Source organism: Coprococcus sp. AF16-22 (genome assembly GCF_003461545.1).
GTDB classification, from domain to species: domain Bacteria; phylum Bacillota; class Clostridia; order Lachnospirales; family Lachnospiraceae; genus Coprococcus; species Coprococcus aceti.
The window spans coordinates 475,048-501,401 of record NZ_QTXH01000001.1; the positions used below are offsets into that span (position 1 = coordinate 475,048).

General features: G+C 45.9%; 24 protein-coding genes. 2 read left to right on the forward strand and 22 right to left on the reverse strand.

Annotation, left to right across the window (positions count from 1 at the left end; all coding sequences use genetic code 11):
- Positions 1-2 precede the first annotated feature (2 nt).
- The 5 genes from DWW60_RS02085 to DWW60_RS02105 form a co-directional block, all read right to left on the reverse strand.
- The gene (locus DWW60_RS02085; protein WP_055224115.1) at positions 3-731 is read right to left on the reverse strand and encodes an isoprenyl transferase; all 729 of its coding nucleotides are present in this window, start codon (positions 729-731) and stop codon (positions 3-5) included.
- Between the two features lie 45 nt (positions 732-776).
- Complete coding sequence (frr, locus tag DWW60_RS02090; protein WP_015534829.1) at positions 777-1,322, reverse strand: ribosome recycling factor; 546 nt, start codon at positions 1,320-1,322, stop codon at positions 777-779.
- 45 nt (positions 1,323-1,367) lie between these two features.
- Positions 1,368-2,066, reverse strand: a complete 699-nt coding sequence (gene pyrH, locus DWW60_RS02095) for a UMP kinase (protein ID WP_055145001.1) — start codon at positions 2,064-2,066, stop codon at positions 1,368-1,370.
- Positions 2,067-2,316: 250 nt separating this feature from the next.
- Entirely contained in the window at positions 2,317-3,729 is a 1,413-nt protein-coding gene (locus DWW60_RS02100) for an LCP family protein (protein ID WP_117874268.1), read from the reverse strand.
- A gap of 120 nt (positions 3,730-3,849) precedes the next feature.
- Positions 3,850-4,662, reverse strand: a complete 813-nt coding sequence (locus DWW60_RS02105) for a Cof-type HAD-IIB family hydrolase (RefSeq protein WP_117874269.1) — start codon at positions 4,660-4,662, stop codon at positions 3,850-3,852.
- 122 nt (positions 4,663-4,784) lie between these two features.
- On the opposite strand from DWW60_RS02105, the gene DWW60_RS02110 reads away from it, so the two are divergent.
- Positions 4,785-5,183: a 23S rRNA (pseudouridine(1915)-N(3))-methyltransferase RlmH gene (locus DWW60_RS02110; RefSeq protein ID WP_015534825.1), complete on the forward strand. Its 399-nt coding sequence runs from the start codon at positions 4,785-4,787 to the stop codon at positions 5,181-5,183.
- A gap of 6 nt (positions 5,184-5,189) precedes the next feature.
- Here the strand turns inward: DWW60_RS02110 and DWW60_RS02115 are convergent, their stop codons facing one another.
- Together DWW60_RS02115 and DWW60_RS02120 are read right to left on the reverse strand one after the other, a co-directional pair.
- Positions 5,190-5,645 (reverse strand): 23S rRNA (pseudouridine(1915)-N(3))-methyltransferase RlmH, encoded by a 456-nt coding sequence (locus DWW60_RS02115; protein WP_015534824.1) that lies wholly within the window; start codon positions 5,643-5,645, stop codon positions 5,190-5,192.
- A 15-nt stretch (positions 5,646-5,660) separates the two neighbouring features.
- Entirely contained in the window at positions 5,661-7,109 is a 1,449-nt protein-coding gene (locus DWW60_RS02120; RefSeq protein ID WP_055224119.1) for a hypothetical protein, read from the reverse strand.
- A 272-nt stretch (positions 7,110-7,381) separates the two neighbouring features.
- Here DWW60_RS02120 and DWW60_RS02125 point away from each other — a divergent pair, with 272 nt between their 5' ends.
- The gene (locus DWW60_RS02125; protein WP_242992612.1) at positions 7,382-9,406 is read left to right on the forward strand and encodes a Na/Pi cotransporter family protein; all 2,025 of its coding nucleotides are present in this window, start codon (positions 7,382-7,384) and stop codon (positions 9,404-9,406) included.
- Between the two features lie 110 nt (positions 9,407-9,516).
- On the opposite strand, the gene DWW60_RS02130 is transcribed toward DWW60_RS02125, so the two are convergent.
- The 15 genes from DWW60_RS02130 to DWW60_RS02200 form a co-directional block, all read right to left on the reverse strand.
- A complete protein-coding gene (locus tag DWW60_RS02130) occupies positions 9,517-10,179 on the reverse strand; it encodes a thiamine diphosphokinase (RefSeq protein WP_015534822.1) in 663 nt (220 codons plus the stop codon).
- Between the two features lie 22 nt (positions 10,180-10,201).
- Positions 10,202-10,864, reverse strand: a complete 663-nt coding sequence (gene rpe / locus DWW60_RS02135) for a ribulose-phosphate 3-epimerase (RefSeq protein ID WP_117549067.1) — start codon at positions 10,862-10,864, stop codon at positions 10,202-10,204.
- On the reverse strand, positions 10,864-11,736 hold the full coding sequence (gene rsgA / locus DWW60_RS02140) for a ribosome small subunit-dependent GTPase A (protein WP_117549456.1): 873 nt from the start codon (positions 11,734-11,736) through the stop codon (positions 10,864-10,866). The genes rpe and rsgA overlap by 1 nt, the downstream gene beginning before the upstream one ends.
- A 14-nt stretch (positions 11,737-11,750) precedes the next feature.
- Positions 11,751-13,961: a Stk1 family PASTA domain-containing Ser/Thr kinase gene (gene pknB, locus DWW60_RS02145; protein ID WP_117874270.1), complete on the reverse strand. Its 2,211-nt coding sequence runs from the start codon at positions 13,959-13,961 to the stop codon at positions 11,751-11,753.
- A gap of 6 nt (positions 13,962-13,967) precedes the next feature.
- Positions 13,968-14,702, reverse strand: coding sequence for a Stp1/IreP family PP2C-type Ser/Thr phosphatase (locus DWW60_RS02150; RefSeq protein WP_015534819.1), 735 nt, complete (start codon positions 14,700-14,702; stop codon positions 13,968-13,970).
- A gap of 83 nt (positions 14,703-14,785) precedes the next feature.
- Positions 14,786-15,862 carry a 23S rRNA (adenine(2503)-C(2))-methyltransferase RlmN gene (gene rlmN, locus DWW60_RS02155; protein WP_015534818.1) on the reverse strand — a complete coding sequence of 359 codons (1,077 nt, stop codon included), beginning with the start codon at positions 15,860-15,862 and terminating at the stop codon, positions 14,786-14,788.
- Between the two features lie 30 nt (positions 15,863-15,892).
- On the reverse strand, positions 15,893-17,230 hold the full coding sequence (gene rsmB, locus DWW60_RS02160; protein ID WP_022216783.1) for a 16S rRNA (cytosine(967)-C(5))-methyltransferase RsmB: 1,338 nt from the start codon (positions 17,228-17,230) through the stop codon (positions 15,893-15,895).
- 35 nt (positions 17,231-17,265) lie between these two features.
- Positions 17,266-18,192, reverse strand: coding sequence for a methionyl-tRNA formyltransferase (gene fmt / locus DWW60_RS02165; protein ID WP_117874271.1), 927 nt, complete (start codon positions 18,190-18,192; stop codon positions 17,266-17,268).
- A gap of 34 nt (positions 18,193-18,226) precedes the next feature.
- Positions 18,227-18,694 carry a peptide deformylase gene (def, locus tag DWW60_RS02170; RefSeq protein ID WP_015534815.1) on the reverse strand — a complete coding sequence of 156 codons (468 nt, stop codon included), beginning with the start codon at positions 18,692-18,694 and terminating at the stop codon, positions 18,227-18,229.
- Positions 18,695-18,714: 20 nt separating this feature from the next.
- Entirely contained in the window at positions 18,715-20,973 is a 2,259-nt protein-coding gene (gene priA, locus DWW60_RS02175) for a replication restart helicase PriA (protein ID WP_117874272.1), read from the reverse strand.
- Positions 20,942-22,495, reverse strand: coding sequence for a UDP-N-acetylmuramoyl-L-alanyl-D-glutamate--2,6-diaminopimelate ligase (locus DWW60_RS02180; RefSeq protein ID WP_070097445.1), 1,554 nt, complete (start codon positions 22,493-22,495; stop codon positions 20,942-20,944). The genes priA and DWW60_RS02180 overlap by 32 nt, the downstream gene beginning before the upstream one ends.
- 137 nt (positions 22,496-22,632) lie before the next feature.
- Entirely contained in the window at positions 22,633-22,872 is a 240-nt protein-coding gene (gene rpoZ, locus DWW60_RS02185) for a DNA-directed RNA polymerase subunit omega (RefSeq protein ID WP_015534811.1), read from the reverse strand.
- 77 nt (positions 22,873-22,949) lie between these two features.
- The gene (gene gmk, locus DWW60_RS02190) at positions 22,950-23,588 is read right to left on the reverse strand and encodes a guanylate kinase (protein WP_015534810.1); all 639 of its coding nucleotides are present in this window, start codon (positions 23,586-23,588) and stop codon (positions 22,950-22,952) included.
- A 27-nt stretch (positions 23,589-23,615) separates the two neighbouring features.
- Positions 23,616-24,494, reverse strand: coding sequence for a YicC/YloC family endoribonuclease (locus tag DWW60_RS02195; protein WP_022216788.1), 879 nt, complete (start codon positions 24,492-24,494; stop codon positions 23,616-23,618).
- A 95-nt stretch (positions 24,495-24,589) separates the two neighbouring features.
- A complete protein-coding gene (locus DWW60_RS02200) occupies positions 24,590-26,335 on the reverse strand; it encodes an Rqc2 family fibronectin-binding protein (RefSeq protein ID WP_117874328.1) in 1,746 nt (581 codons plus the stop codon).
- Between the last annotated feature and the right edge of the window lie 19 nt (positions 26,336-26,354).

Here is a 26,354-nt window from a genome sequence, read left to right on the forward strand (position 1 = left end):
AACTATTTTGCATCTCCGAATCTTCTCTCTCTCTTATTGTAGTACCTCACGGCTTCTATCAGAGAATCCATGTCAAAATCAGGCCACAGTGTATCTGTGAAATAAAACTCAGAATATGCAAGCTGCCATGGGAGGAAGTTGGATGTTCTCTCCTCACCGCTTGTCCTTATTAGCAGATCAGGATCAGGCACACCCTTTGTGTCGAGATATTCCGCAAACAGGCTCTCGTCAATGTCATCCGCACTGATCTTTCCCGCATCGGCATCCTTCATGATCTTCTTCACCGCCCTGACAATCTCATCACGTCCACCGTAGTTTATCGCTATATGGAACTGAAGTCCTGTATTCCCCGCAGTCTCCCTCTCCAGCTCATCCATCTTCTGAACTATATCCTCCGGGAGGCCCTCTCGCTTACCTATGAGGTTAACCTTCATGTTGGAGTTGTTAGATCTCTCTATACTGTCAACCAGGTACTTTCTGAAAAGATTCATGATACCTGTGACTTCCTCAACAGACCTCTTCCAGTTCTCCGTGGAAAAAGCATACACTGTAAGATACTTTATTCCAAGCTTATCGCAATTTTCACATATAGCCTCTAGAGCCTTCGCACCCTCTGCGTGTCCATAGTTTCTGGGAAGAAATCTCTTCTTTGCCCATCTGCCATTTCCATCCATGATCACAGCCACGTGCTCCGGCACATTAAGTAATTCTCCGTTAATTTCTCTCTTCATATTCTCTCCGCATTCCATTTGAGGGATACATCATATCCATGATTATTATACTGTCATGATCTCCTTGGATTTTGACTCAACAGCCTTGTCGATCTGACCAACGTACTTATCTGTGAGCTTCTGGATCTTGTCCTCGTTGTCCTTGAGCTCGTCCTCGCTTATGTCTCCGTTCTTCTCCATCTTCTTGATGGCATCGTTGGCATCACGTCTGATATTTCTTATAGCGACCTTTGCGCCCTCACCCTTCTTCTTGATATCCTTGACGAGCTCTTTTCTTCTGTCCTCTGTGAGCTCTGGGAAGTTGAGGATGATGTTTCTTCCATCGTTGTTAGGTGTGATTCCAAGATCAGAATTCATGATAGCCTTCTCTATCTCCTTGACAAGTGATGGCTCCCATGGTGCGATGACCAGTGTTCTGGCCTCTGGAACAGTTATATTTGCAAGCTGCTGCATAGGTGTTGGAACTCCATAATACTCAACCTTGATCTTGTTGAGGATGTTAGGGTTCGCTCTTCCTGCTCTGATTGTAGCATACTCAGCCTCAAGATTCTCAACTGACTTCTGCATCTTCTCTTCGTACTGTGTTAACATGATTCATTCCTCCTGGATTATATATTTTTCTTATTATTTTCCCTTTTATTCCGCATTCACATATGTTCCGGTGAAACCGCCTGTAACGGCTTTCACTATGCTGTTCTCATCATTCAGGCCAAACAGCATCATAGGCATCTTGTTCTCCATGGCAAGAACTGCTGAGGCAAGATCTATTACTCCGAGCTTGTTGTCTACTATATCGCTCATCTTCATGCTGTCATACTTCTTAGCGTTCGGATTGGTCTTAGGATCACTGTCATATACTCCATCGATGGCCTTACCTGAAAGAATGACATCTGCCTGAACCTCTATTGCCATAAGCACTGTCGCCATATCTGTTGAGAAATATGGATGGCCGATTCCACCTGCAAAAAATACGACATCTCCCTGCTCCATATATGCGATTGCCTTGTCCTTGTCAAAAAGCTCAGTCATATTACCACATACAAATGGTGTCATGATGTGTGTCTTTATTCCGCAGCTTCTGAAGCTGTCCGCTGTGTAGATACAGTTCATGACAGTTGCCAACATTCCTATGGAATCCGCCTTAACTCTGTCCATGTTGTCTGAGGTTCTTCCTCTCCAGAAGTTTCCTCCTCCTATTACTACACATACCTGTATTCCCTTGTCTACTATCTGCTTTACCTGATTGGACACATCTCTGACTGTCTCCTCGTCAAAACCATGTTTCTTATCACCGGCAAGAGCTTCACCGCTCATCTTGAGCAGAATTCTGTCCATCTTCATATCGCGATCCATCCTTTGTGTTCATATTTTATTATTCATATTATATATCGTCATATCCTGGCATGATAACCCATGCAGACATCTGCCTGACGACCTGATTCATTATAGCACATACCCTTTACATTTCAAAGTAAAAAAGAAAGGCACATATCACTGTGTACACGTGCATATGATATGTGCCTTGCTGTTATGCTTATTTCTGTTATATGTCACCCGACATCCTGCTTTCAGATCCCAGATATCATCAATAGCCATCAGAATAATCTGACTCCGTCGATACAATGGAATCCACATCATCCTGAACTGTAAATGTATCAAGATCGAGCTGATTCTCACAGCCTGAATCATTGATGATGTTGTAGCTTATATTCTGTACGGTAGCTGACGGTGTATAATTCATGTCGTCGAACAGGAATCTGTGAAGTGCTGTGGCATTCGTTGCGAGATCACAGGCAACGACATAGCTCACCTCATCCATGGTAGGACTGGCGATGGTAAACGGGAATCCTGTTGTAGTAGACAGCTTGTAGTTGAAGCAGGATTTTGCCATATCAATGATCTCTTCCTCTGTAAGGCTTGATGCAACATCATCCACAACCACGTTGATACAATCAAGCAGCTTGGAGATTCCTGCTGTCTTTGCCGCCTCTATCATCTTAGAGATAACTGTTCTCTGTCTCCATGTTCTTGTTATATCACCCTCATCTGTACTTCTGATTCTGGAGTATGCTGTAGCCTGCACACCGTTCAGATGAACGACACCTGTGTCATATACATAATCTGAATAAATACCATTTACACCCATCTGCTCGTCAATACACTGGTTGAGCTTATAAAGCTCCTCCTCCTTCAGCTCTATATCAATTCCACCCAGGGCATCGATGGCTTCTGTGAGGGCTGTGAAATTGACTGCAACGTAATCTGTTATATTCAGGTCAAGGTTCTTATTTATCATATTGACAGCGCCCTGTGCTCCGCCGTATGCGTATGCATGAGCCGCCTTCTCGTATGACTGGCTGTCATTACAGAGCTCAAGGTAAGTATCTCTGTACAGTGAGAGAAGCTTGACCTCCTGTGTATCATTGTTGATGCTGCAGATGATTATACTGTCTGAACGCACTCCTTCGTCAACCATGCCTGCATCTCTGGTATCTATACCAAACAATGCGATGTTGGTGTATCCTGTCATCTTCTTGACTGTTTCTTCATCCAGATCCTCATTTATATGAGTGTCCTTCAGCTCTTTGTACTGCATCTTGTTATATGTGTTGTTGATGTACGCCTTCACAAACAGAACGCCTATGACTATGGCTGCAACAACCTCGATTGCAAGTATGATTCCCCATACTCTGTTCTTTTTCTTTCTCTTCTGATCCTTCATATCCTGCTCTTCTTCCGCATATTCATCTTCATAATATTCATCATCCGATGTATAAGCTTCCTCTTCTGATGCCGCATCCGCTTCATCATCTGCGCCCGGTCCAAATGCGCTGTCGGAATAATCATCCTTTGCAATACCGGTTCTGCCATGATCATCTGAATAATCGTCGGCATCGTCATCGTAATCATCTTCATCGTCAAAAAGCATCTCTCCGGCATATCTGCCCTTAACACGCTTCATATCATCGTCATCATGACCACTCATTTTATTTCCCATATTTTTCTCCTAAATATCGAATGTATCTGTCAAAATTTAACTCATATAGCAATACATTTTACTACAAATATCTCATCAATTCAACGGGATACACATAATTCACACATTTTTTATACTTGATCAGTCAACCAGGATAAACTTGTCCACCACCGGCACAAGTCCGTCCTCGTCATTTGACAATGTTATATAATCGGCATGTTCCTTCACTATGTCCTGTGCATTTGCCATGGCGACTCCCACCCCGGCATACTCTATCATCGTGAGGTCATTATATCCGTCACCGCACGCCACAAGATCCTTTCTGTCCATATCAAGGGCCTCAAGAAGCTTCTCAAGGGATGTTGCCTTGTGAACATTTGGCGGCATGATCTCCACAAAATATGGCTCCGAGCGGAATATGTTAAGCTGATCACCGAACTTTTCTGCAAGCTCCTGCTCTATCTTCTCCGCCTTGTCAGGATCTGCGGTAAGAAGACATTTGTTGAGAGGAAAATCGATATATTCCCTGAAGTTATCTATCCTCATGATCTCCATATGATTGATACTTGCCTCAAATGTCATGTATCCGTCTATATCAGTTCCGGTTATAACTCGGTCTCCATCGTATGTCACCATTCCGCAGCCCGCTTTCAGACAGTAATCATATATATCCCTCACCACATCATTGTCAAGCACAGCCTGATATACCACCTCGCCGGTACTGTAATCGACGATCCTTCCGCCGTTGAAAGCAAGCACATATCCGCCAAATCTGTCAAGCTCTATGGTGTCTGCTATCTTCCTTATTCCAGGCAGTGGACGTCCCGATGCTATCGCAACGATATGCCCCTTCTCCTGTGCCTCTATTATTTTCTCCAGCGTTGCCGGAGTAATATCCTTCTGAGTATTTGTCAGCGTTCCGTCAATATCAAGTGCCAGTAATTTTTTACTCATTTTATCCTCCATAATGTTATAACATAATTTGCTATATATTTTCTCCTTGATGCTATATAATGTCAGAGTTAGGATGCCGTTACGCCATCCTGCCGCCCATTTCTGACTTTAGGAGAAATCACATGGATATAAACATATACGTTAATCAGAAAAAAATCAACCCTTTGTATCAGAAAGCCATCGCCGAGTACGTCAAGAGACTTTCTCCATACTGTACTCTGTCTATAGTATGTGTTGCAGGGAAAATTAAATGCACCTCAGGGAAAAACACCACAAACTACTGCATATCCGGCTCCGATACCATCTCATCTGAGGACTACGCAGCCCGCATCAACAGTCTGACTTCAAGCGGTACCTCAAAGATAAACTTCTACATAGGGTACGATGAATCACTCACAGCTGATATGGAAAATTTCTCTCTCTGTTCAGTACAGCCGTCCGCCGAGATGACTGCCCTCCTGCTGTCCGAGCAGACCTACAGGGCATACACTATCCTGAACAACATAACCTACCACAAATAATCCCTGTCAGCTCCGGCTTATGATCGCAAGCTGCTCCGCCAGCGTCACCCTTATGAGCTGATGCGGAAATGTCATATCCGACACGCTCATCCTGTAATCAGCCCTCCTCACTATATCTGCAGCAAGTCCAAGAGATCCCCCTATCACAAATGTAACCGTGTCATGTCCGCGCTCCGATGCCCTGCGGACCTGATCGGCAAGTCCTTCCGTGGTCGTCTTCTTTCCTTCTATACACAGTGCGATAACATAGTCGTCTCTCCCGATCACATGTCTCAGCCTGTCCGCCTCGGCCTCAATGATCATGGCATTTACCTTGTCGCCAGCCTTCTGAGGTATCCTCTCGTCAGGAACCTCGCATATCTCCAGACGCCCTCTCTTGTCGATCTCCTTCTTATATTCATTTAACATCTGCGTAAAATGCTGTTCCTTTATCCTGCCGACGCAGGCAATCCTGTATATCATATGAACTCCTTCAGATCAGGCCTGATCAGCCCTCATCCTGTCAAATATCTTCAGTTCTTCCTCTGTATTTTTCTGCGTGCACACACTTACTCCAATGGTGAACAGCAGACTCACTGCAAATCCAACCACGTCACCGCTGATACCCGAGTATGCCGCCAGGCTGCCTCCGTTCACAAACGGGAGATATTTCCACATAACAAATGTGAGTATTCCTGCTATTATTCCAGCATACATGCCTTTTCCGGTCGCATGCCTGTACGTCAGTGTACAGAAAAGAGGAGCCGCAAGTGCCGCCGCACACAATCCCCAGTTTTCGGCGATCATATGCTCTCTGTTGAATTCAACAAACTCTGCCACCAGGAAAATGCAGCATCCGGTCAGCACAACAACACCTATATCTATAAGAAGCTTTGCGATTCCACCGGCTCTTGAGATTGCCGGAACAAGCCCTCTTATATGTTCGCATATATTTCTCATGAACGATTCCAGCATTACGACAACCGCCGCTATAAACACCATAAGCGCGGCAAATCTGAACACATACGCATAGGTTCCCGTTCCAAGCAGCTTCTTGAGCATCAGGTTGTACACCTGGAATGAGTTCATATTTGCCCATGCCTTCTCAGGATAGAGCACCGGTACGACCAGAAGTGCCAGTATACAGCTTGAAAGTATTGTGAACCCTTCAAAGATTACAGCCCATATTCTTCCGACATCGAGCTCCTTGTTATCCCGGATATTTAAGACACCCTTGTACATCAGCGGCATGGCTATACATCCAAGTCCTACTCCCGTCATGGATATCGCACTTCCTATATCCACTGTTTTGCCATCGTAATACAGTATATTCAGATAAATGCTGGTTCCCCCTGCAAGCCTTGATCTCCTGTAATTGTCAAGTATCTCCCTCGCATCCATCCTGTAAAATACCAGTCCGATCATCGTCAGACATACGATTATAACCATTATGAACACTATTGTCTTGATTATTCCCATCAGCTTATTGTCAACCAGTATGGTGGCAAGGATGAGAAATGACACTATGATGGCAAGGCTTATGCTCTCCGGCATGTCCATAAAATAGGCGACAACCGATACGATAACCTTGAGAACAGACACCAGTATCAGGCCAAGCGTCACTATCCATATGACGGACACCAGATCTTTCAACTTCCATGACCCATATCTTGCTGCGAACAGCTCCGGAGCATTGTGTATCTTTTTAGGGGATATCTCAGCATACGAATTCATACGCTTTGACAGAAATATCCATCCGACAACATTGCCCACGAACAATCCCATGGCCACAAGGCACTGTCCTGCACCATGTATTACTATATTAATAGGCAGCAGAAATATGACCCACAATATTACATCATTGGCGCATACCTGCCCTGCGGTGGACACACCGCCACAGTTCTGCCTTTTGATTCCAAATACTCTCTTATCACTAAAAACAGACATGTATCAGCCACTCCATTCTTTTATCTGAATCTTCGTTATCATTTTTATATAATATACCCTGCTCATTCTACCACAGTTGAAGTTTTGCCGCCACCATCATATTTATTGTGACATTTGCCGAAATGTTACCATCAATTGCATTATTTTTTCAATAGTACAAAAACTAGTGATGTGTTATAATCTGAATCGTATGGGATTTTACATATTTATTACATATTTTTTACCTGTCAGAAACACAGGTAAAATTCATTTTACTCAGGAGGGCTATAATTTTGGATTTATTTTCTATTTTAACATTGCTCGGAGGCGTAGGTTTATTTCTGTTCGGAATGAATCTCATGGGTGCCTCGCTGAAGAATCTCGCCGGTGGCAGTCTGGAAAAGGTTCTTGAGAAACTTACAACCGGAAAAAATCAGTTCACGGGAACTATCAAGGGTTTTACACTCGGTACAGCCGTAACAGCCATCATTCAGAGTTCGGCAGCAACGACCATCATGCTCATCGGCTTTGTAAATGCCGGAATCATGAAGCTTGGGCAGGCCATACCTGTCGTGTTTGGTGCCAACATCGGTAGTACCGCGACCGCACAGATCCTTCGTCTCGGAGATCTTGCGGAGACTAATATTCTTCTTAAACTTTTAAAACCGTCATCATTTGCTCCTATCCTTATATGTATAGGTGCATTTATCATACTATTTACAAATAACAACAAGAAACGTGATATTGCAAGTATTCTTGTTGGTCTTGGAATCCTCTTTCTCGGCATGAATACCATGGAGGGTGTATTTGCGCCACTCAAGGAATCAGAGAGCTTCCAGAATCTGTTCACATCGTTTAATAACCCATTACTTGGTATTTTAATAGGACTTGTGCTCACAGCCATCATACAGAGTTCATCTGCATCAGTAGGTATACTCCAGGCCATTTCGTCCACAGGCGTCGTTACATACGGAACAGCCATTCCTATCATTATCGGTCAGAACATCGGTAAGTGTATGACCATTATCCTCGGGGGAATCGGTGCGAACAAGAAGGCAAAGAGAGTTTCTCTCTCATATCTTCTCTTTAACATATTCGGAGCTGTGTTCTTTGTTATTGTCATATACGGACTTCAGCTTTTCATAGACATGCCTTTCATGGACAAGGTCGTAAACCGTGGTAACATTGCAAACGTCCACTTCCTGTTCAACTTTATCATAAGCCTGATACTTCTGCCATTCTCCAATCAGGTGGCAAAACTTACAGGAAAGATCATCAGGGACGACGAGGAGTCCAAGATCGACAAAGAGCTCGCCACACTGGATCCGAGACTTATCGCTACCCCTTCCATCGCTATTTCACAGGCAAGAAATGTCATGTTTGCCATGGCTGACTGCATAAGAGAGAACTTTGCAATAGCATGCAGACTCATCAGTGATTTCAATGAAGAAGATGCCGCCAAACTCGAGGAGAATGAGGATTTCATAGACAAATGTGAGAGCTCACTCAACAACTTCCTCCTCAAGGTAACATCACAGAACAACATGTCCAGATCCGAACGACTTGATGTGTCTGAGCTTCTGAACAGTCTGAGTGATATGGAAAGGATTGGTGACCACTGTGAGAATCTTCTCGTTGTATCGAGAAATATAATAGATCAGAAGATAAACTTCTCAGATCAGGGAATGAAGGAGATCCATACAGCGCTCAAGGCGACTAACAATATTATTGATATGACTCTGAACGCCTTCAAGGAGGACGATCTTCAGGCAATATCAAGAATAGAGCCACTTGCACAGACCATCAGCGAGATAACAGAGCTTATAAAGGATCACCACGTTGTGAGACTTCAGATGGGCGAATGTGGTATCCCTGGAGGATTTGCACTGGTTGACATTCTCACAAGTCTTGACAGGATCGGAAGCCACTGTAAGAACATCGGCCTTCACATTGCCAAGAAGATCAGGGGTATCCATATGGACGAGATGCACGGACACATCTACATCACCGGATACAAGACATCTGAGGAATACAAGGCTCTGTATGCATATTATTCATCCATGTATGCCGATCCGATAACAGAAGGCTTTGATGCAAGCATCCGCGAACTCCGTGAGTTAACAACACCTGATGAACCTGATAACAAAGCTAAGGTTTCCGGCGACGAGCAAAAGAATGAGTCAAGGAACAACCAGAAGTCCGACCTGAAGAAAAAGTCATCAGCAAAAAACAAAGTAGCCGACAGGCACGAAAAGATAAAAGAAAAGATAAATGAGAAATATCCTGAAAAGGGTAAAAAGAACTCCAAGAAAAAGTAAAGGAATATAACAAACTGCTATGTGAAAAAGCTCTGCACAGATAATACACTGTGCAGAGCTTTTTCGTTATATTTATATTGTAGTTTATATGCCTGGTCTTTTAAACCATATCAGTCACGGCTGTAATTGACGATCATATAGCCATCTTCTATCTCTATCCTTGCATCCTCCGATACAACCCGGTTGCTCACTCCAAGGCTGTCTCCTATCTCAAATGTACGATTCTCCACGTTGTATTCAAACCCTGTAAGTGTTACCCCCGTGACGCATCCACCGTACGGTATAAAAGATATATAATCGTATCCCTCCAGCCGGCTTATTCCGGCACTGGAATTTATCATGGTTATTACATTATGGTCATCCTCTATATACGCATTTACGCCTTTATCTGCACACTCCTTGAGCAGTCCTATGTTTGCCATTGTGTGATCAAGTCTTGTTCCTGTGGCCCCCGATATATAAATATCCGTAGCACCTTCCTCCATGGCATGCATGATGGCTACATGAGTATCCGTGAAGTCCTTGTGTGTGTCCAGATCAACAAACTGTATGGAGTGCATCTTTTTAGCCATCTTCCTGTACACGCCCACAGTCACCTTGCTGGCTGAATCGAAGTCACCCACGATCACATCTGGTACTATTCCTATCTTATTGCAGGTCTCTATACCCTTGTCCACAGCTATCACTCTGCTGCTTTCAAGGTGTCTGTCCATGATTTCCTGAAGTGAATACAGATCAACTCTGCCTCCGGATATTATAATATAACTCTTCATATCACTATTTGCCCTTTATTATCTATGCCTCATATTTCTCAAATACTTTGAGAAAGCTGCAGCTGTTCTCATAAGCATCTCCGCCAAATACCGCAGAACCGGCAACTATGACATTTGCACCGGCTTCTATGACGTCACCCACATTCTTCAGATTGACTCCACCATCCACCTCTATATTGAGCTCAAGGCCTCTGTCATCTGCCATTTTTCTGACCTCAGCCACCTTTCTGAGTGCTGAAGGAATAAATGACTGTCCGCCGAATCCCGGATTGACACTCATAACAAGTACCATATCCAGATCGTCTATCACATAGTCAAGCACTGATACAGGAGTTGCCGGATTGAGTGCCACTCCGGCCTTCATTCCAAGCTCATGTATCCTGGCAACGGTTCTGTGCAGATGCTTACAGCTCTCTGCATGTACGGTTACCCAGTCAGCACCTGCCTTCTTGAAATCCTCAAGATATCTGTCCGGCTCCTCTATCATGAGATGCACGTCAAATATCATGTTCGTCTCTTTTCTGAGACACTTTATGACAGGCGCACCAAATGATATGTTCGGAACAAACGCACCGTCCATAACGTCAAGGTGCAGCGCAGGAACTTTCGCTCTGTCAAGCTCCGCAATGCCGTCCGCAATATGTGCAAAATCAACTGACAATAATGAAGGTGAAAGAATTATCATTACCATTTCCTCTTTTCTTTTAAGTCGTTATATATCATTACATAATCTTCGTATCTTATACGGCTTATCTCTCCGTCCGCAACCGCCTGCTTTACCAGACAATCCGGCTCACTGACATGATTGCACATGTTGAATCTGCACTCTCCCGTATATGCCGCAATATCCGGGAAATACTCCTTGAGATCCTCCGCCTCTATGGAATCAACATAGAGCGATGAAAAGCCCGGGGTGTCCATAATATATGTCCTGCCGCCAATGTGCATGAGCTCAGAATGTCTCGTGGTGTGCTTGCCACGCTTTATCTTGTCACTTATAGCGCCTGTCTGGGCCTCCGCCTCTGGCTTGATCGCATTGAGAGTAGACGACTTGCCGACTCCCGATGGCCCCGCAAACACCGTTGTGCGGTCTTTTATGATCTCCCTGAGCCTGTCTATGCCCTCGCCTTCCCTGGCGCTTATAAAGATTGTCTCATACCCGCTCTTGCTGTATGATCTGCAAGCCTCCATATTGTCCGGCGAAAGATCCGTCTTGTTAAAACAAATGATAGTCTCAACACCGCTTTTCTCCATGCTGACAAGGAATCTGTCAAGCAGGTTAAAGTTCGGCTCAGGCTCGCTCACGGCAAATATTATGATCGTCTGATCCACATTTGCCACAGCAGGTCTTATTAAAGAGTTAAATCTAGGCAATATCTCAACGATATTACCTAGATTGTTCTCAGGATCAAGTATCTCTATATTCACATTATCTCCGACAAGGGGCTTGATCTTTTTGTTTCTGAAGATGCCCTTCGCCTTACATTCGTACAAATGTCCATCCTCGGCGTCTATATAATAGAATCCACCGATTCCTTTGATTATCTTTCCTGATATGATCTCTGCCACTACTAATTACTCTCCTGTGTAAATGTAGCGGACAAACCGCCCGTGTTAAAGCTTGATGTGACATCTATTCCCTCTGAATCCGTGATGGTCACAGAGAATGATCCCTGGTTGCTCTCAAGTCCTGTAGGACCCTCAACTCCATCTATATTGATAGGGAAGTCTCCTGCACCAGCCTTGCCGCTGTATACAGAGAATGTCTGTCTGCCTATTGTGTATGAGATGTCAACTGTCACACTTCCAAATGTATCAAAATCAAACTCTATATTCGATATTGAACCGCTGAAAGATACAGAGTATGTAACCTTCTGAGGTCCCTTACTGACAACATATGACACGGTAGTTCCCTCGTCAACCTCAGTGTTGACCTCAGGATCCTGTGATATTACCTGGCCTTCCTTCACATCATCGCTGTACTCATAGCTTGGATTGCCTACCAGGTTGACCTCCTGAAGCTTATCTGCTGCATCTGCCTCAGACATACCCTTGAGGTTAGGAACTGCGATCTTCTTCGTCTCCTTACCGTTACTGATGATTATCTTGACTGTTGAGCCCTCCTCAACCTCTGTTCCGGCAACAGGATCTGAGGATATTACATGATCCTTCTCAACATTATCATCGTACGCATAGCCATGTGTTACCTTAAGTCCTGCCTCCTCGAGCAATGTTGTGGCCTGACTGTCCTCATATCCGAAAACATCCGGCACCTTGGTCTTTTCCTTGCCCGATGACACGTAAATAGTTATCTGTGTATCCTTTGTTATGGATGTTCCATCATCTATACTCTGTGATATTACATAGCCCTTCTCAACTGTGGCATCTGTCTTCTCCACAAATGTATAGTTGGTGAAGCCATTCTTCTTCATCTGCTCCTCAGCCGCAGTCTTATACAGACCTACTACATTGACCATAGGTACTGTCTCCTGTGCAGTTGTGTCGTTCGTTCCCTCTGTGGTTATGACATCGGTGCTTTCCTCCGTCTTACCCTTACCGCCCAGAATATTCCAGCCGGCTATCTTGCCTATGAGAAGTATGGCAAGTATGGCAAGAACCACCGCGATAGCAATACTTGATACCATGATTATCTTCTTAAGTCTTGGATCAAGCTCCTCTTCTCCATCGTATTCCTGCTCCTGTTCTCCATCATCTGCCACTGACTCGTCCGTATCATCCTCTTCATCGTCGTCATCTGGGAACAGATCGTCGAACTGTGACGGCGGCATAACTGGCACGTTAGCCTTGATCTCTGACGTTCTCGGACTTACAGGTGGAATCTCCGTAGTATCTGCCTTATCGACCTGTCTTCCGGTCTTGATCATCTCCATCTCCTGCTTTGTCATCTCAATGGTAGGGGATGTAGGAACGCTGGTCTTAGGCACCACTATACAATCTATATTAGGATTCTCTTTTACTCTGTTGAGATCAGCTATAAGCGCATTTGCTGTGAGATATCGTCTCTCCGGCTTCTTCTGTGTACACTTTCTTATGATCTTCTCAAGGCTTGTAGGTATATCCGGGTAATACTCCCTAGGTGATACCATCTCGCCCTGAATGTGCATCAGCGCTATAGCCACATTGTTCTCGCCTTCAAATGGAACATGTCCTGTGAGCATCTCATACATGGTGATACCTAGTGAATAAATATCACTTCTCTCATCTGAGAATCCGCCCCTTGCCTGCTCCGGTGATATGTAGTGAACACTGCCCATCGCATTTGTCGTGGTCGTGCTTGACGATGCGGCTCTTGCGATTCCGAAATCAGTAACCTTCAGCGTGCCGTTGTTCGACATGATGATGTTCTGAGGCTTTATATCTCTGTGTATCGTGTGATGCTCATGGGCCGCCTGAAGTCCCTGGGCTATCTGTATGGCAAAATCGATCGCCTGCATAGGCTCTATTCTGCCGTGGGCCTGTATATATTCCTTGAGGGTGGTTCCCTCCACAAGCTCCATTACTATATAATATATTCCGTTGTCCTCACCGACATCGTATACATTCACAATATTAGGATGTGACAGCCCCGCCGCAGACTGGGCTTCTATCCTGAACTTTGTAACAAAATTAACGTCTGAGCTGAACTCAGGCTTAAGCACCTTTATGGCAACATATCTGTTTAACACATGACATTTTGCCTTATATACCTCTGACATACCGCCAGATCCAACCAATTCTATGATCTCATAACGACCGCTGAGCATCGTTCCCGGATTTAACATACCAATTTATTCCTCCCAATCTATCGCAGCTACAACGGCAGATATATTGTCCTTGCCGCCGTAGTAATTCGCTCTCTCCACCAGCTTCTCACCGACTGTCTTAAGATCATCCGACTCTGATACAATGTCCCGAATCTCGTCGTCCTCTATCATGTTCGACAAACCATCAGAACATAGAAGGATCTTATCATCCGCTGAAAGTTCTACTTCAAAGAAATCCGGAACCACATCATCACCTATTCCAAGTGCTCGGGTTATAATGTTCTTCTCTGGATGATTCCGTCCCTTATTCCTGTCGAGCTGACCATTCCTTATCAGCTCCTCAACCAATGAGTGATCAAGTGTGACCTGTCTTATCTCATTGTTAACTATATATAATCTACTGTCACCTATATTCGCGACATACATGATTCCATCATCGATCACTGCAGCTACAAATGTCGTTCCCATACCTGCGTAATCCTCCGGATTGCTGAGCGCAAGCTTATACACCTTGTCATTGGCATATATTATCGCCCTCTTGAGCAGCGATACAGGATTGCTTATCTCGCTTTCACTTATATATTCAACTGCGGCTTCAATCGCCGTTCTGGATGCAACGTCCCCGGCCTTATGACCGCCCATGCCATCCGCAACTATGTACAGATTGCTGATAGCCCCTATTGGCTCATCTGTATAAAATATGCTGTCCTGATTCATGGAACGCTTTTTTCCAACATCTGTTATTCCAAATGATTTCATATATTCTCTCCATCAGCCTAAAATATTATCTGATACGCCACCTTGCCTATTTTAGCACAACACATAAAAAAGAACAAGACGAACTATTTATCCGTCTTGTTCTCCTCCTCATATTTACGGCGGAGCTGTCCGCACGCTGCGTCTATGTCACGCCCCATGCTTCTTCGCACCGTAGCTGTTATCTGGTTTCTCTCCAGAATATTTTTGAAATTCTCAATGGCGCTGTTATCCGCCCTCTCGTAATCCCTCTCCTTGATCGGATTTACGGGGATGAGGTTCACATGGCAGTTTCTTCCCCTTATGAGACGCGCCAACTCGCATGCCTTCTCAGGGCTGTCATTCTGCCCTTTTACAAGAGAATACTCAAATGTTATCCTCCTGCCCGTCCTATCAAAGTAATAATCACAGGCGTCCAGAACCTCTGCAATGCTGTATCTGTTGGCTATCGGCATGAGTGCCCTTCTGTCCTCGTCATTTGGCGCGTGAAGCGACAATGCAAATGTAATGGAAAGCCCCATATCCGCAAGCCTCTTTATCTCAGGCACTAAACCGCAGCTCGACACTGTGACATTTCTCTGGCTTATGTTCAGTCCATTCTCGTCCGTCAGCATCTCTATGAACCTGACAAGATTGTCAAAGTTATCCAGCGGCTCTCCTGTTCCCATCACGACCACATTTGACACACGCTCACCTGTTATCTTCTGGATGCTGTATATCTGTGACAGCATCTCGGACGCTGTGAGATTCCTCACCAGCCCGCCTATGGTCGATGCACAGAACCTGCAGCCCATACGGCAGCCCACCTGGGATGATATGCACACGGAATTGCCATGCTTGTACTTCATGAGCACGCTCTCTATTACATTCCCATCATGGAGTCTGAACAGGAATTTATTTGTGCCGTCATCCTCTGAAATGAGTCTGGTGACAACGCTCACACCATATATTCCATATTCATCCATCTTCTCTCTGAGGCTTTTCGGCAGATTGGTCATCTCCTCCGTTCCGTCCGCAAGCTTCACATGAAACCACTGATATATCTGCTTCGCCCTGAATGCCGGCTGACCGGCACCGGTGACCCAGTTCCTGAGTTCTTCCATATTCATTGATTTCAGATCCGGCTGTCTAATATCCTTATCTTCTCTATCCTTTACTTCCATACTCTGTCCAATCTTTTATACATGTTCTATCTATTTTATACGCACGAACTTCGATATGAAAAATCCATCACACTCATCTACTCCCTGTAACAGAGTTACATATCCTTTATCGCCGCCGTGCCCCGGTACGATCTCATCTATACTCACAGTCTCAAAATCATGATTTTCCACAAACCACTTAACATTGTTCTGATTCTCCCTGCTGTCTATAGTACATGTCGAATACACCAGTGTTCCACCCGTTTTCACATATCTGGATACAGTGTCAAGAATATCCCTTTGAAGCTGTGCCAGCTCGTCTATGCTGCCACCTGTCACATTGTACTTGATATCGTTCTTCCTGCCCATTATGCCAAGTCCCGAACACGGAAGGTCTGCTATTACCACATCAGCCTTTCCGACAAGGTTCTCATCAAGTTCTCTCGCATCCCATGCCTCGACAGTGACATTTGCCAGTCCAAGTCTGTCCACGTTCTCCTCTATGAGCTCCGTCTTGTTCTCGGTGAGATCCCTTGAGATAACCCTTCCTGTCTGTCCCGCAAGACTTGCGGCATACATGGTTTTGCCACCCGGTGCTGCACACACATCCACCACCAGATCTCCATTCTGTATACCTGCTGCCCTTACAGCCAGACACGAACTCTGATCCTGTACAACAAATTCTCCATCCATGAATCCTGGGATCCTTCTGACATAATCATATCCCTTTATAAGAAGTGATGTGTCATTCAGGCTTCCTCGCACTGTCTCTATTCCAGCGGTCTCCAGCTTCCTCTCGACTTCATCAACGCTTATCCTGTCTGTATTCACCCTTATGGATGTCGGACGCATTTCGTAGCTGCTTCCGAGTATCCTGTCCACCGTTTCGCTGTCATAGTCCTGCAGCAGTATCTCCACAAGCTCCACAGGAACTGAATATTCAACCGAATAATATTCCAAAGGTGATGTGTTCTTATCAGGGTATTTTATACCATCCCTGTTTCTTGCGATATTTCTGAGCACTCCGTTGACAAAGCCTCTGAGGCTTCCAAATCCATGATCCACCGCCAGCTTCACCGACAGGTTGCAGGCAGCCGAATCCGGAACAGAGTCCATAAAGAACAGCTCGTAAGTTCCCATCCTGAGGACGCATCTTATGAGCGGCTTGCACTTGTTCACCTTTGTTTTGGAGAACTGGTTTATTATGTAGTCCAGCTTTATCCTCTGCTCTGTGACTCCCTCGACCATTCTCGTGATGTACGCCCTGTCCTGTTTGCTCATGAACTGGTTGGCCCGGAGTGCCGTTCCAAGTGCTATATTTGAAAATGTATGATTTTTCTCTATGTCCAGTAATGTGGTCAGAACCACCTCTCGAGTCTTTGTATCCATTCTACCTCTGTCCATTCTTCATCAGATATATTTGATCAGATGTGCTCTCCAGCTGTGAGTTTATTGCCCGCAAGGAACGCCACCGCATCCATAGGCTTCTTGCCCTCAGGCTGCAATCTTGTTATCTGGAGTGCATCCTGTCCACACGCTATGGCAAATGTCTTCTTGGTCACCATGGTTATCTCACCAGGTGCAATGCCATCCTCACGGCTCACTACCTTTGCCCCATATATCTTGACATTCTTGCCGCCTATCCTTGTGTATGCACAAGGCCATGGCTGAAGGCCTCTCACAAGTCTCTCTATCTTCTCTGCCGGCTCACTGAAATCTATATCTCCCATACCCTTGTTCAACATGGAAGCGTAACAGCTCAGGCTGTCATCCTGAGGTGTCCGGACCGCAGTTCCATTCTCAAGCTTTTCAAGGGTTGACAGTATAAGCTGCGCACCGCTTGCCGCAAGCTTGTCCGTCAATGTCTCTCCAGTGTCATCGTCACCGATAGACACAATCGAATGTTCTATCATATCTCCGGTATCAAGTCCCTTTGCCATGTACATGGTGGTGACTCCGGTCTCCTTCTCGCCGTCAATGATCGCCCACTCGATAGGCGCCGCACCGCGGTACTTCGGGAGCAGCGATGCATGGATATTGACACATCCGTACTTCGGAATATTGAGTATGCTCTCAGGAAGTATCTGGCCATATGCTGCCACAACTATCACATCAGGTGCATACTCTCTGATGATGTCCACGTTCTCCTGCTCACGGAGCTTCACCGGCTGATATACCGGAATATCATATTCCATTGCCTGTACCTTCACCGGTGTCGGTTGAAGCTTTTTGCTCCTTCCCTTTGCCTTGTCCGGCTGCGTAAAGCATGCCACAACGTCATGTCCCACTTCCACTATGGATACAAGTGCGTGCACGGCAAAATCAGGGGTTCCCATATATATAACTCTCATCTGCATGTCCTCCTTGTTATAGGTTAAGTATCTCTTAATTCTGCTCTACCTCGTGAAGGCCATCCTCGACAAGATCCTTGTAGAGCTTTCCGTCAAGATGATCAAGCTCGTGGCAGATAGCTCTCGCCAGAAGTCCCTCTCCCTCGACTGTAAACTCCTCCATATTCTCGTCAAATGCCTTGCATATTACATGCATAGGTCTTGTAACTGTTCCAAATTTTCCAGGAAGGCTGAGGCATCCCTCCTCACCTGTCTGCTCTCCGTCTGATTCTGTTATCACAGGATTTATAAGACAGAGTGGATTGTCATCGCCGACATCAATAACAACTATCCTCTTGAGTATTCCAACCTGAGGTGCGGCAAGTCCAACTCCATTTGCCTCATACATGGTATCAAACATGTCATCTATGAGTGTAAGTGTTCTGTCATCCATCTTCTCAACCGGTCTGCACACCTTTCTGAGTATGTCATCTCCGTCATATCTTATATTTCTTATCGCCATGTCCACAAATCTCCTTTTCACTAATACATATTTACCGGATTCATGTCAAAGAATACGCTCACATCGCTATCTCCGTTCTCCTTAAGCCATTCCTCGACATAATCCTTGACATCCACCAGCATCCTGTAATCCCGGTGTTTTATATACAACACCCGCCTGTACACATCCTTTATCTTTGATATGGCCGGTTCCGAAGGACCGATCACAGACAGATGTCCTGCATTTATATATTTTCCCCTTATAAGAGAATACATCCTATCCATTATATTGGCAAGCTGTTCTTCGTCCATGCCCGTGCCCATTATGACCATCATATTCCACTCCGGCGGATACCTCATGAGTGATCTGTACGCCTCCTCGATATCGTAGAATGCCCTGTAATCCTGGGACGCTGCCGCAGTTATGGCGTAGTTGTCCGGCTTGTAGGTCTGTATCACAACCTTTCCGGGCACATCACCTCTTCCGGCTCTTCCCGCAGCCTGGGTCAGCAGGTCAAATGTCCTCTCACCGGCTCTGTAGTCTCCGCTGAACAGTGTGAGATCCGCCAGCAGCACACCCACAAGTGTCACTCTGGAAAAGTCATGTCCCTTGACTATCATCTGGGTTCCTATGAGTATGTCCGCATCGCCTCTTCCGAAGCTCTCAAGTATCTGCTCATGAGAATTCTTCTTCGAGGTCGTATCCCTGTCCATCCTTAAGGTCCTGGCCTCCGGGAACAACCTGTGTACCTCCTGCTCGACCTTCTCGGTTCCGACTCCATAGCCTCCTATGAGCTTTGAACCGCACGCCGGACATTTGTCCGGCTCCGGCATTCTGAATCCGCAGTAGTGGCACACAAGCACGCCCTTCTGTGTATTATTTCCAGAGTGCAGTGCCATGGACACGTCACAGTGCGGGCATTTCACTGCCTCTCCGCAGCTCCTGCAGGATACAAAGCTGTTATATCCCCGCTTGTTGATGAACAGCATGATCTGTTCCCGCTTGCTGAGCCTGTCCGCTATATCATTTGCAAGCTCGTCGCTTATTATGGATCTGTTGCCCCGGTGGAGTTCATCCCTGAGATCTACTATGCTTGTCTCTGCCATGGCTCTGCCCTCAACACGGCTGTCCATGGTCCACAGCCTGTACTCACCCGCCAGTGCACGCTTGTAGCTCTCCACAGAAGGAGTTGCGGAACCGAGTATGACACTCGCCCCCTCAAGCCTTGCACGTTCTATGGCAGTCTCCCTTGCGTGATATTTTGGCGGGCTGTCACTCTTATAGCTGCTCTCATGCTCCTCATCTATTATTATAAGTCCCAGCTTCTCAAATGGGGTAAACAGCGCAGACCTCGGGCCTATCACCACATCCACATCGCCCTTCCTTGCGCGCTCAAACTGATCATACTTCTCCCCGCTGCTGAGCTTTGAGTTGACCATGGTTACACGGTCACCAAAGTATCTGGAGAAATATGTCAGTGTCTGATACGTGAGTGCTATCTCAGGTATCAGCACGATCGCCTGTCTGCCCGCGCGGACGACTTCACGGATACATCTCACATACACCTCAGTCTTGCCGCTTCCCGTCACGCCATGAAGAAGATATGTCCTGTGTATACCCTGATCTGCATCACTTACGAAATCATCGACTATCCTCTGCTGGTCACTGTTAAGCTCTATATCAGGAGCCTCAAATGCCTGCTGCCTCACCGCGTCAGACACCACATCCCGGTATCTGCTGTCCTCAACGATACGAACGACACCTTCGTCCTCCATGGCCTTAACCGCCTGATATGACACATTCAAAGTCCCGGTGGCCTCCGTCATTGGGAGCTCATGTCTCACCATAAGCTCGCGGAGGAGCCTGAGCTTTGCCCTGGCATTCTTCTTCATATATCTGTATTCCCATGTGTCCACATCCTCGCATGAAAGGACAACATATCTGACCACCACGGACTTAACCGTTTTTTTCACCGGCATCACCGTCTGGATGGCATTTATCATGGTGGAGCCGTAGTTCTCCTTTATCCACGCCGCAAGGGCAAGGAGCCTTCCCGGAGCTGCCACGCCGTCCTCGCACAGAGAATCTATAGACTTTATCCTGCTCTCATCATATTCCGTGGAATCCGATATCCCTATGACATAGCCTTTTCTCAGATTATTTCCCTTGCCAAATGGAATGTTGACCTGACTTCCTATCTGTATCCTGCCGGCAATATCGTCAGGAATAGCATATTGAAATGTTCTGTCTATCGCCTCATGGGATATATCAATTATCACATCTGCGTACAATCCCCGCATTTTTCTCCTCCAATATCTGCCGTATCATTTCTCTCTCGTCCATTTGTGTCCTGCGTCCCTCTATATCCTGATATGTCTCATGGCCTTTGCCGGCCAGAAGGACTATATCATCCCTGTCCGAAATCTCCAGAGCGTATCTTATAGCATCCAGACGGCTGCATATCTTTACATATTCTCCTCCGCCCTCGAGAACCCCGGTCTCAATATCCGTCATTATCGCCTCCGGGGATTCAAATCTCGGGTTATCACTTGTTATGACCGTCATATCCGCCAGCCTGCCCGACACAAATCCCATGCCTTTTCTGCGCCCGGCTGATCTATTGCCGCCGCATCCGAACAGACATATAAGCCTCTTCGGCCTGTACTGTCTGAGGGTGGTCAGTACATTTTCCAGGCTCACGGCATTGTGGGCATAATCGATGAATATCCTTGCGTATCCCGGAATCTCCACCGGCTCGAGTCTGCCCCTCACCTTCATATCCGACTGCGAATCCTGCATTACCTCCATCGGTATCCCGATGATCCCGCAAGTGGTTACCGCAGCAAGAGAATTGTACACATTGAACTCTCCCGGTATGCCAACAGTCATGTAAGTGCTCTCCCCGTCCGTTCTCTCACACTCATAGCCTATCCCCATAACTCTATGGAGAATGAGCCTGTGTATTGCTCCCGCCATACACACATTGCCATCCCCGGCTGCAGTGTGATTCCTCACACCATAATATACCACTTCAGCCCCTGCATTCACAGCCTCGGCAGCAATACACCCAGAATACATGTCATCTGCATTTATCACCGCAGTCTTACACTTTGAGAACAGGCTTCTCTTCCATCTCCCATACTCGGCAAATGTGCGGTGTTCATTCCGCCCAATGTGATCCGGAGCAAGATTTGTATATACGCATATATCAAATTCTACCCCCGACACACGGCTGTGCATAAGCCCCTGTGACGATACCTCCATGACGCAGTATTCCGCACCATTTGCCACCATGTCTGCAAGCTTGCGATGGAGATATATCGTTCCCGGAGTGGTGTTCACAGATGGTATCTTCCGAATACAGTCATCGATCTCTATGGTTCCCACAAGACCGGTTCTACGCCCCCATCTGTCCAGCATAGACTTTATCATACATGCGACCGTGGTCTTTCCCTTTGTCCCGGTCACACCTATAACCTTCATACTTCGTGACGGAAAATTCCAGAAATTATTACATATCATTCCTATACCGTGGCGATAGTCATACAGTCTCACGATCAGTACACCATCGGTATCCCCCCAGCGTCCGGCTGACCGCTCCGCAGGTATGCCGATATCATCTGTCATGACTATACACGCTGCGCCCCTTGCCACGGCATCATCTATATAGCGATGTCCATCTGTTCTCGCACCTCTCCGGCACACAAAAAGAGTTCCCTGTGTGACATCTCTGGAATCATCTGCCAGATCCGTAATCTGACAGTCAATGTCCCCTGCCAGGATCTCATAGACCGTGCCTTTTAGAACATCTGACGCCCTCATGATACACCTCCCGTCGACATATTCCTGTTTATTTAGAATATGCCACATCCGACACAGTTGTGTATCAGAAAAATAGGAGGCTGTGCTAAAAGCTCCAACCTCCATTCTTCTCACTTACCGCTATATATTCCGGTCTGTTAATCCTCGTCTGCTCCGACGATCTTTACCTTTCCATGGTAAACTTCATCTACAGCGATGGATAATGGCTTCTTCTTTGGGTCTGCTGCCACCATAGGCTCCTGACCATCAATGATCTCTCTTGCTCTCTTTGCTGTTGCAAGAACGATTGAATATCTGCTGTTTACTACAGGCTGCTCACCTGGCTCAACCTCTGCATTTACTACTGACATTAAGTCTGTGTATGATGGATGTAACATGATATTATATCCCCTTTCTTATATGATTATTGAAATATTCTTCTAAACTGCTGTCCACTGTTATCCAGTCTAATTTATCAGAGTTTCTTTATCTCTGCAAGCTCTTCTTTTATTCCGGCTATATATCCAAGCTGATTATCTCTTCTGCAGCCATAGCTTCTGATGACTGAATCCACGGTGTGTATACACTCGTCCAGATCATCGTTGACTATGATGTAGTCGTACTTGTCCATGTCCTCAGCTTCCTCTGTGGCCTTTCGGAGTCTCTTGATTATGGTCTCCTCCGACTCTGTTCCTCTTCCTGCCAGTCTGCTCTTAAGCTCGCTTATGCTTGGAGCTGATATAAATATGAGAAGCGCATCAGGGAACTGCTTCTTGACATTGAGTGCACCCATGACCTCTATCTCGAGTATGACGTCCTTGCCATCAGCAAGCTTCTCCTCAACATACTTCTTTGGAGTTCCATAATAATTCTCTACATACTGTGTCCACTCGATAAATCCGCCGTAGTCAATGAGATTCTCAAAATCCTTGCGATCCATGAAATAATACTCTCTTCCATCGACCTCACCCTCTCTCGGTGATCTTGTCGTCGCCGACACTGAAAGGTTATATCCAAAATCCGACACAAGTCTCTTGACAACTGTGCCCTTTCCAACTCCTGAAAAACCGGATATGACTATGAGCGATCCACGCTTTGTATTCTTATCTGCCATCATCATTACCTCTAAAAATTATGTATTCTATTCCAGATTCTGTATCTGCTCTCTGACCTTCTCTATGTCAGTCTTGAGCTGTATCGCCTTGTCTGACACATCAAGTGAATTGGCCTTTGAAAGTATCGTGTTCGCCTCTCTGTTCATCTCCTGTGCGATGAAGTCCAGCTTCCTGCCGACGCTTCCGCCATCCTCCAGAATCTTCTTCGTGCTGCTGATATGGCTCTTAAGCCTTACAGTCTCCTCGTCCACACATATCTTGTCCGCATATATAACGACCTCTGTGGCGATCCTGTTCTCATCTATAACAGGATTGTCAAGAACTTCTGTGATCTTGTCCGTGAGCTTGCGTCTGTACTCCTCCACAAGTTCAGGTGATATCTCCTCTATATAATCAACGGCAGCTCTCATTCCGTCAAGCTTGTCGATCATGTCCTTCTTAAGGTTCTCTCCCTCTGTTATCCTCGACTGCACGAACATCTTCGCAGCCTCGTCAAGGGATGTCTCTATTATCTTCCACAGCTCATCCTGGTCGACCGCCTGCTCCTCAACCGTGAACACGTCAGGGAAGCCTCCAAGCTGTGCAGGTGTTATGCTGTTCTCAATTCCAAAATCCTTGGACATCTCCTCGAAATATCCCATGTACTTCTCGGCAACGTCCTTGTTGTACTTCAGCTTGACATTGTCATCCGAGAAATCCTCGTATGTGATGAACACGTCAACCTTTCCTCTCTCAATATATTTTTTGAGATATGTTCTTATGTTTGTCTCAAAGAAACTTATCTTCTTCGGGAGCTTTATATTGATGTCGCAGAATCTGTGATTGACTGACTTCATCTCTACAACTATCTTGTATGCATCAGTCACCCTCTCGCTGCGGCCAAATCCTGTCATGCTTTTTACCATATCTGTCTCCTAATATTCCCAGGTTATATGTTGTTTTCAATTACCTGATAACAGATAATATATTATACTTCACACCTGTTTAAAAATCAAATTATTTATTGTACTTCCTCTATTCCCGCAATCCTCGGCTCTGCAATCATCGAGTAATTCGTATGATATATTACAAATCCAGGCTTTGCCCCCGCAGGCTTTTTGATATTTCTGCGCTCGGTATAGTCTATCTCCACCTTCGGTGCCGTCCTTCCAGACGAATAATACGCTGCAAGTCTTGCCGCCTCCTCATATGTAGAATCAGGAAGTTCTCCCGCACCCTCAAGTCTCACGATGACATGGGAACCCGGCATCTTCTTAGCATGGAACCACATATCCCCACCATTTGCGAATTTAAATGTGAGCTCATCGTTCTGGATATTATTCTTGCCCACATACATATGGAATCCATCGCTGGATATGTAGTGCAGCGGTTTTGACTTTGCCTTTTTCCTGTCGCCCTTGCGTCCGTAATGTCCCTTTACATATCCGCAGGCTACGAGCTCCTCCTTGACCTGTGCCAGTGAATTCTCATCTATCGCCATATCAAGGAACGTCTGTACCGACTGAAGATGCTCCAGCTCACTCTTCGTCTCGACAGTGAGCTGTGTAAGTGCCTCATAAGTCCTCTTGAGCTTGTTGTATCTCGCAAAATATCTCTTGGAGTTGTCCATAACAGATATGGTCTTGTCAAGCGGGATCTTTATCATCTCGTTAGTATAGTAGTTGAGAGCCTCAAAACTGTCCGCTCCCTGTTCTATATTGTAACCATATGTGTTGATCAGTTCTCCGTACACACGGTACTTTTCCCTGGATTCAGTGTCCTTTAACTGAGCGAGCTGCAGGTCGTACTTCTTGCTCGTTCTCTCAATGGCATTCGAGACGATCTTTCTAAGATCCGATGACTTCTGTCTTATCCTTGTGACCGCACTCTTTCTGTAGAAATACTCATCAAGCACCTTTGAAATGTCGTCCCTTGATTCTATGGCCTTGTCGCTGTACATCGACAGATGCACCGACGAGAACTCCACTGGAGTGTAACCGTCCAGTATGATCTCAGGAGTATAGTTCCCGTTCCTTATATCAGATACTATCCCGGCAAATTCATCATAAAGCCTTGCGACATCCGCCTCGCTCATGCTGTCCACAGGCATGTTGCCGTCAAGTCCTGCCCTGTAGGTTATCTCACTCGCCACAACCGGTGAAAATCCGGTTATGTTCTGGTATATCGCCTTTATGATATTCGTAGGGCTCGAGCTCACACGCTCTATGAAGTCCCCGCGCTCTATCTCAAGCGGGGATACCTTTCCTCCCGCCGGAGGATACTCATAAGTCCTGCCCGGAAGAACCTCCCTCACTGAGCTCACCATATGGGATATATGCTTTATGCTGTCGATGATGACATTCTCATCCGTGGCAAATATGATATTGCTGTGCTTACCCATGATCTCTATGATGAGTTTCTTTCTCTTTAGATCTCCAAGCTCGTCCAGATGCTCGATGACCATGACAACTATTCTCTCAAATCCCGGCTGATACACATCAACTATCCTTCCGTTGTTGATATGCTTCCTGAGGAGCATACAGAAATTCGGCGCTGTCATAGGATTCTCCTTGGCGGACTGCTGAAAGTATATAAGCGGGAGGCTTGCATCCGCAGACATGAGCAACCTGTAATTCTCCCTGTTATTCTTTATTACTATGTTGAGCTCGTCCTTCTCCGGCTGATATATCTTATATATCCTTCCGTCGATGAGTTTCTCCTTCATGTCTCTTACCACATTGGATATCACTATTCCGTCAAACGCCATATCTGTCTCTCCTATATCC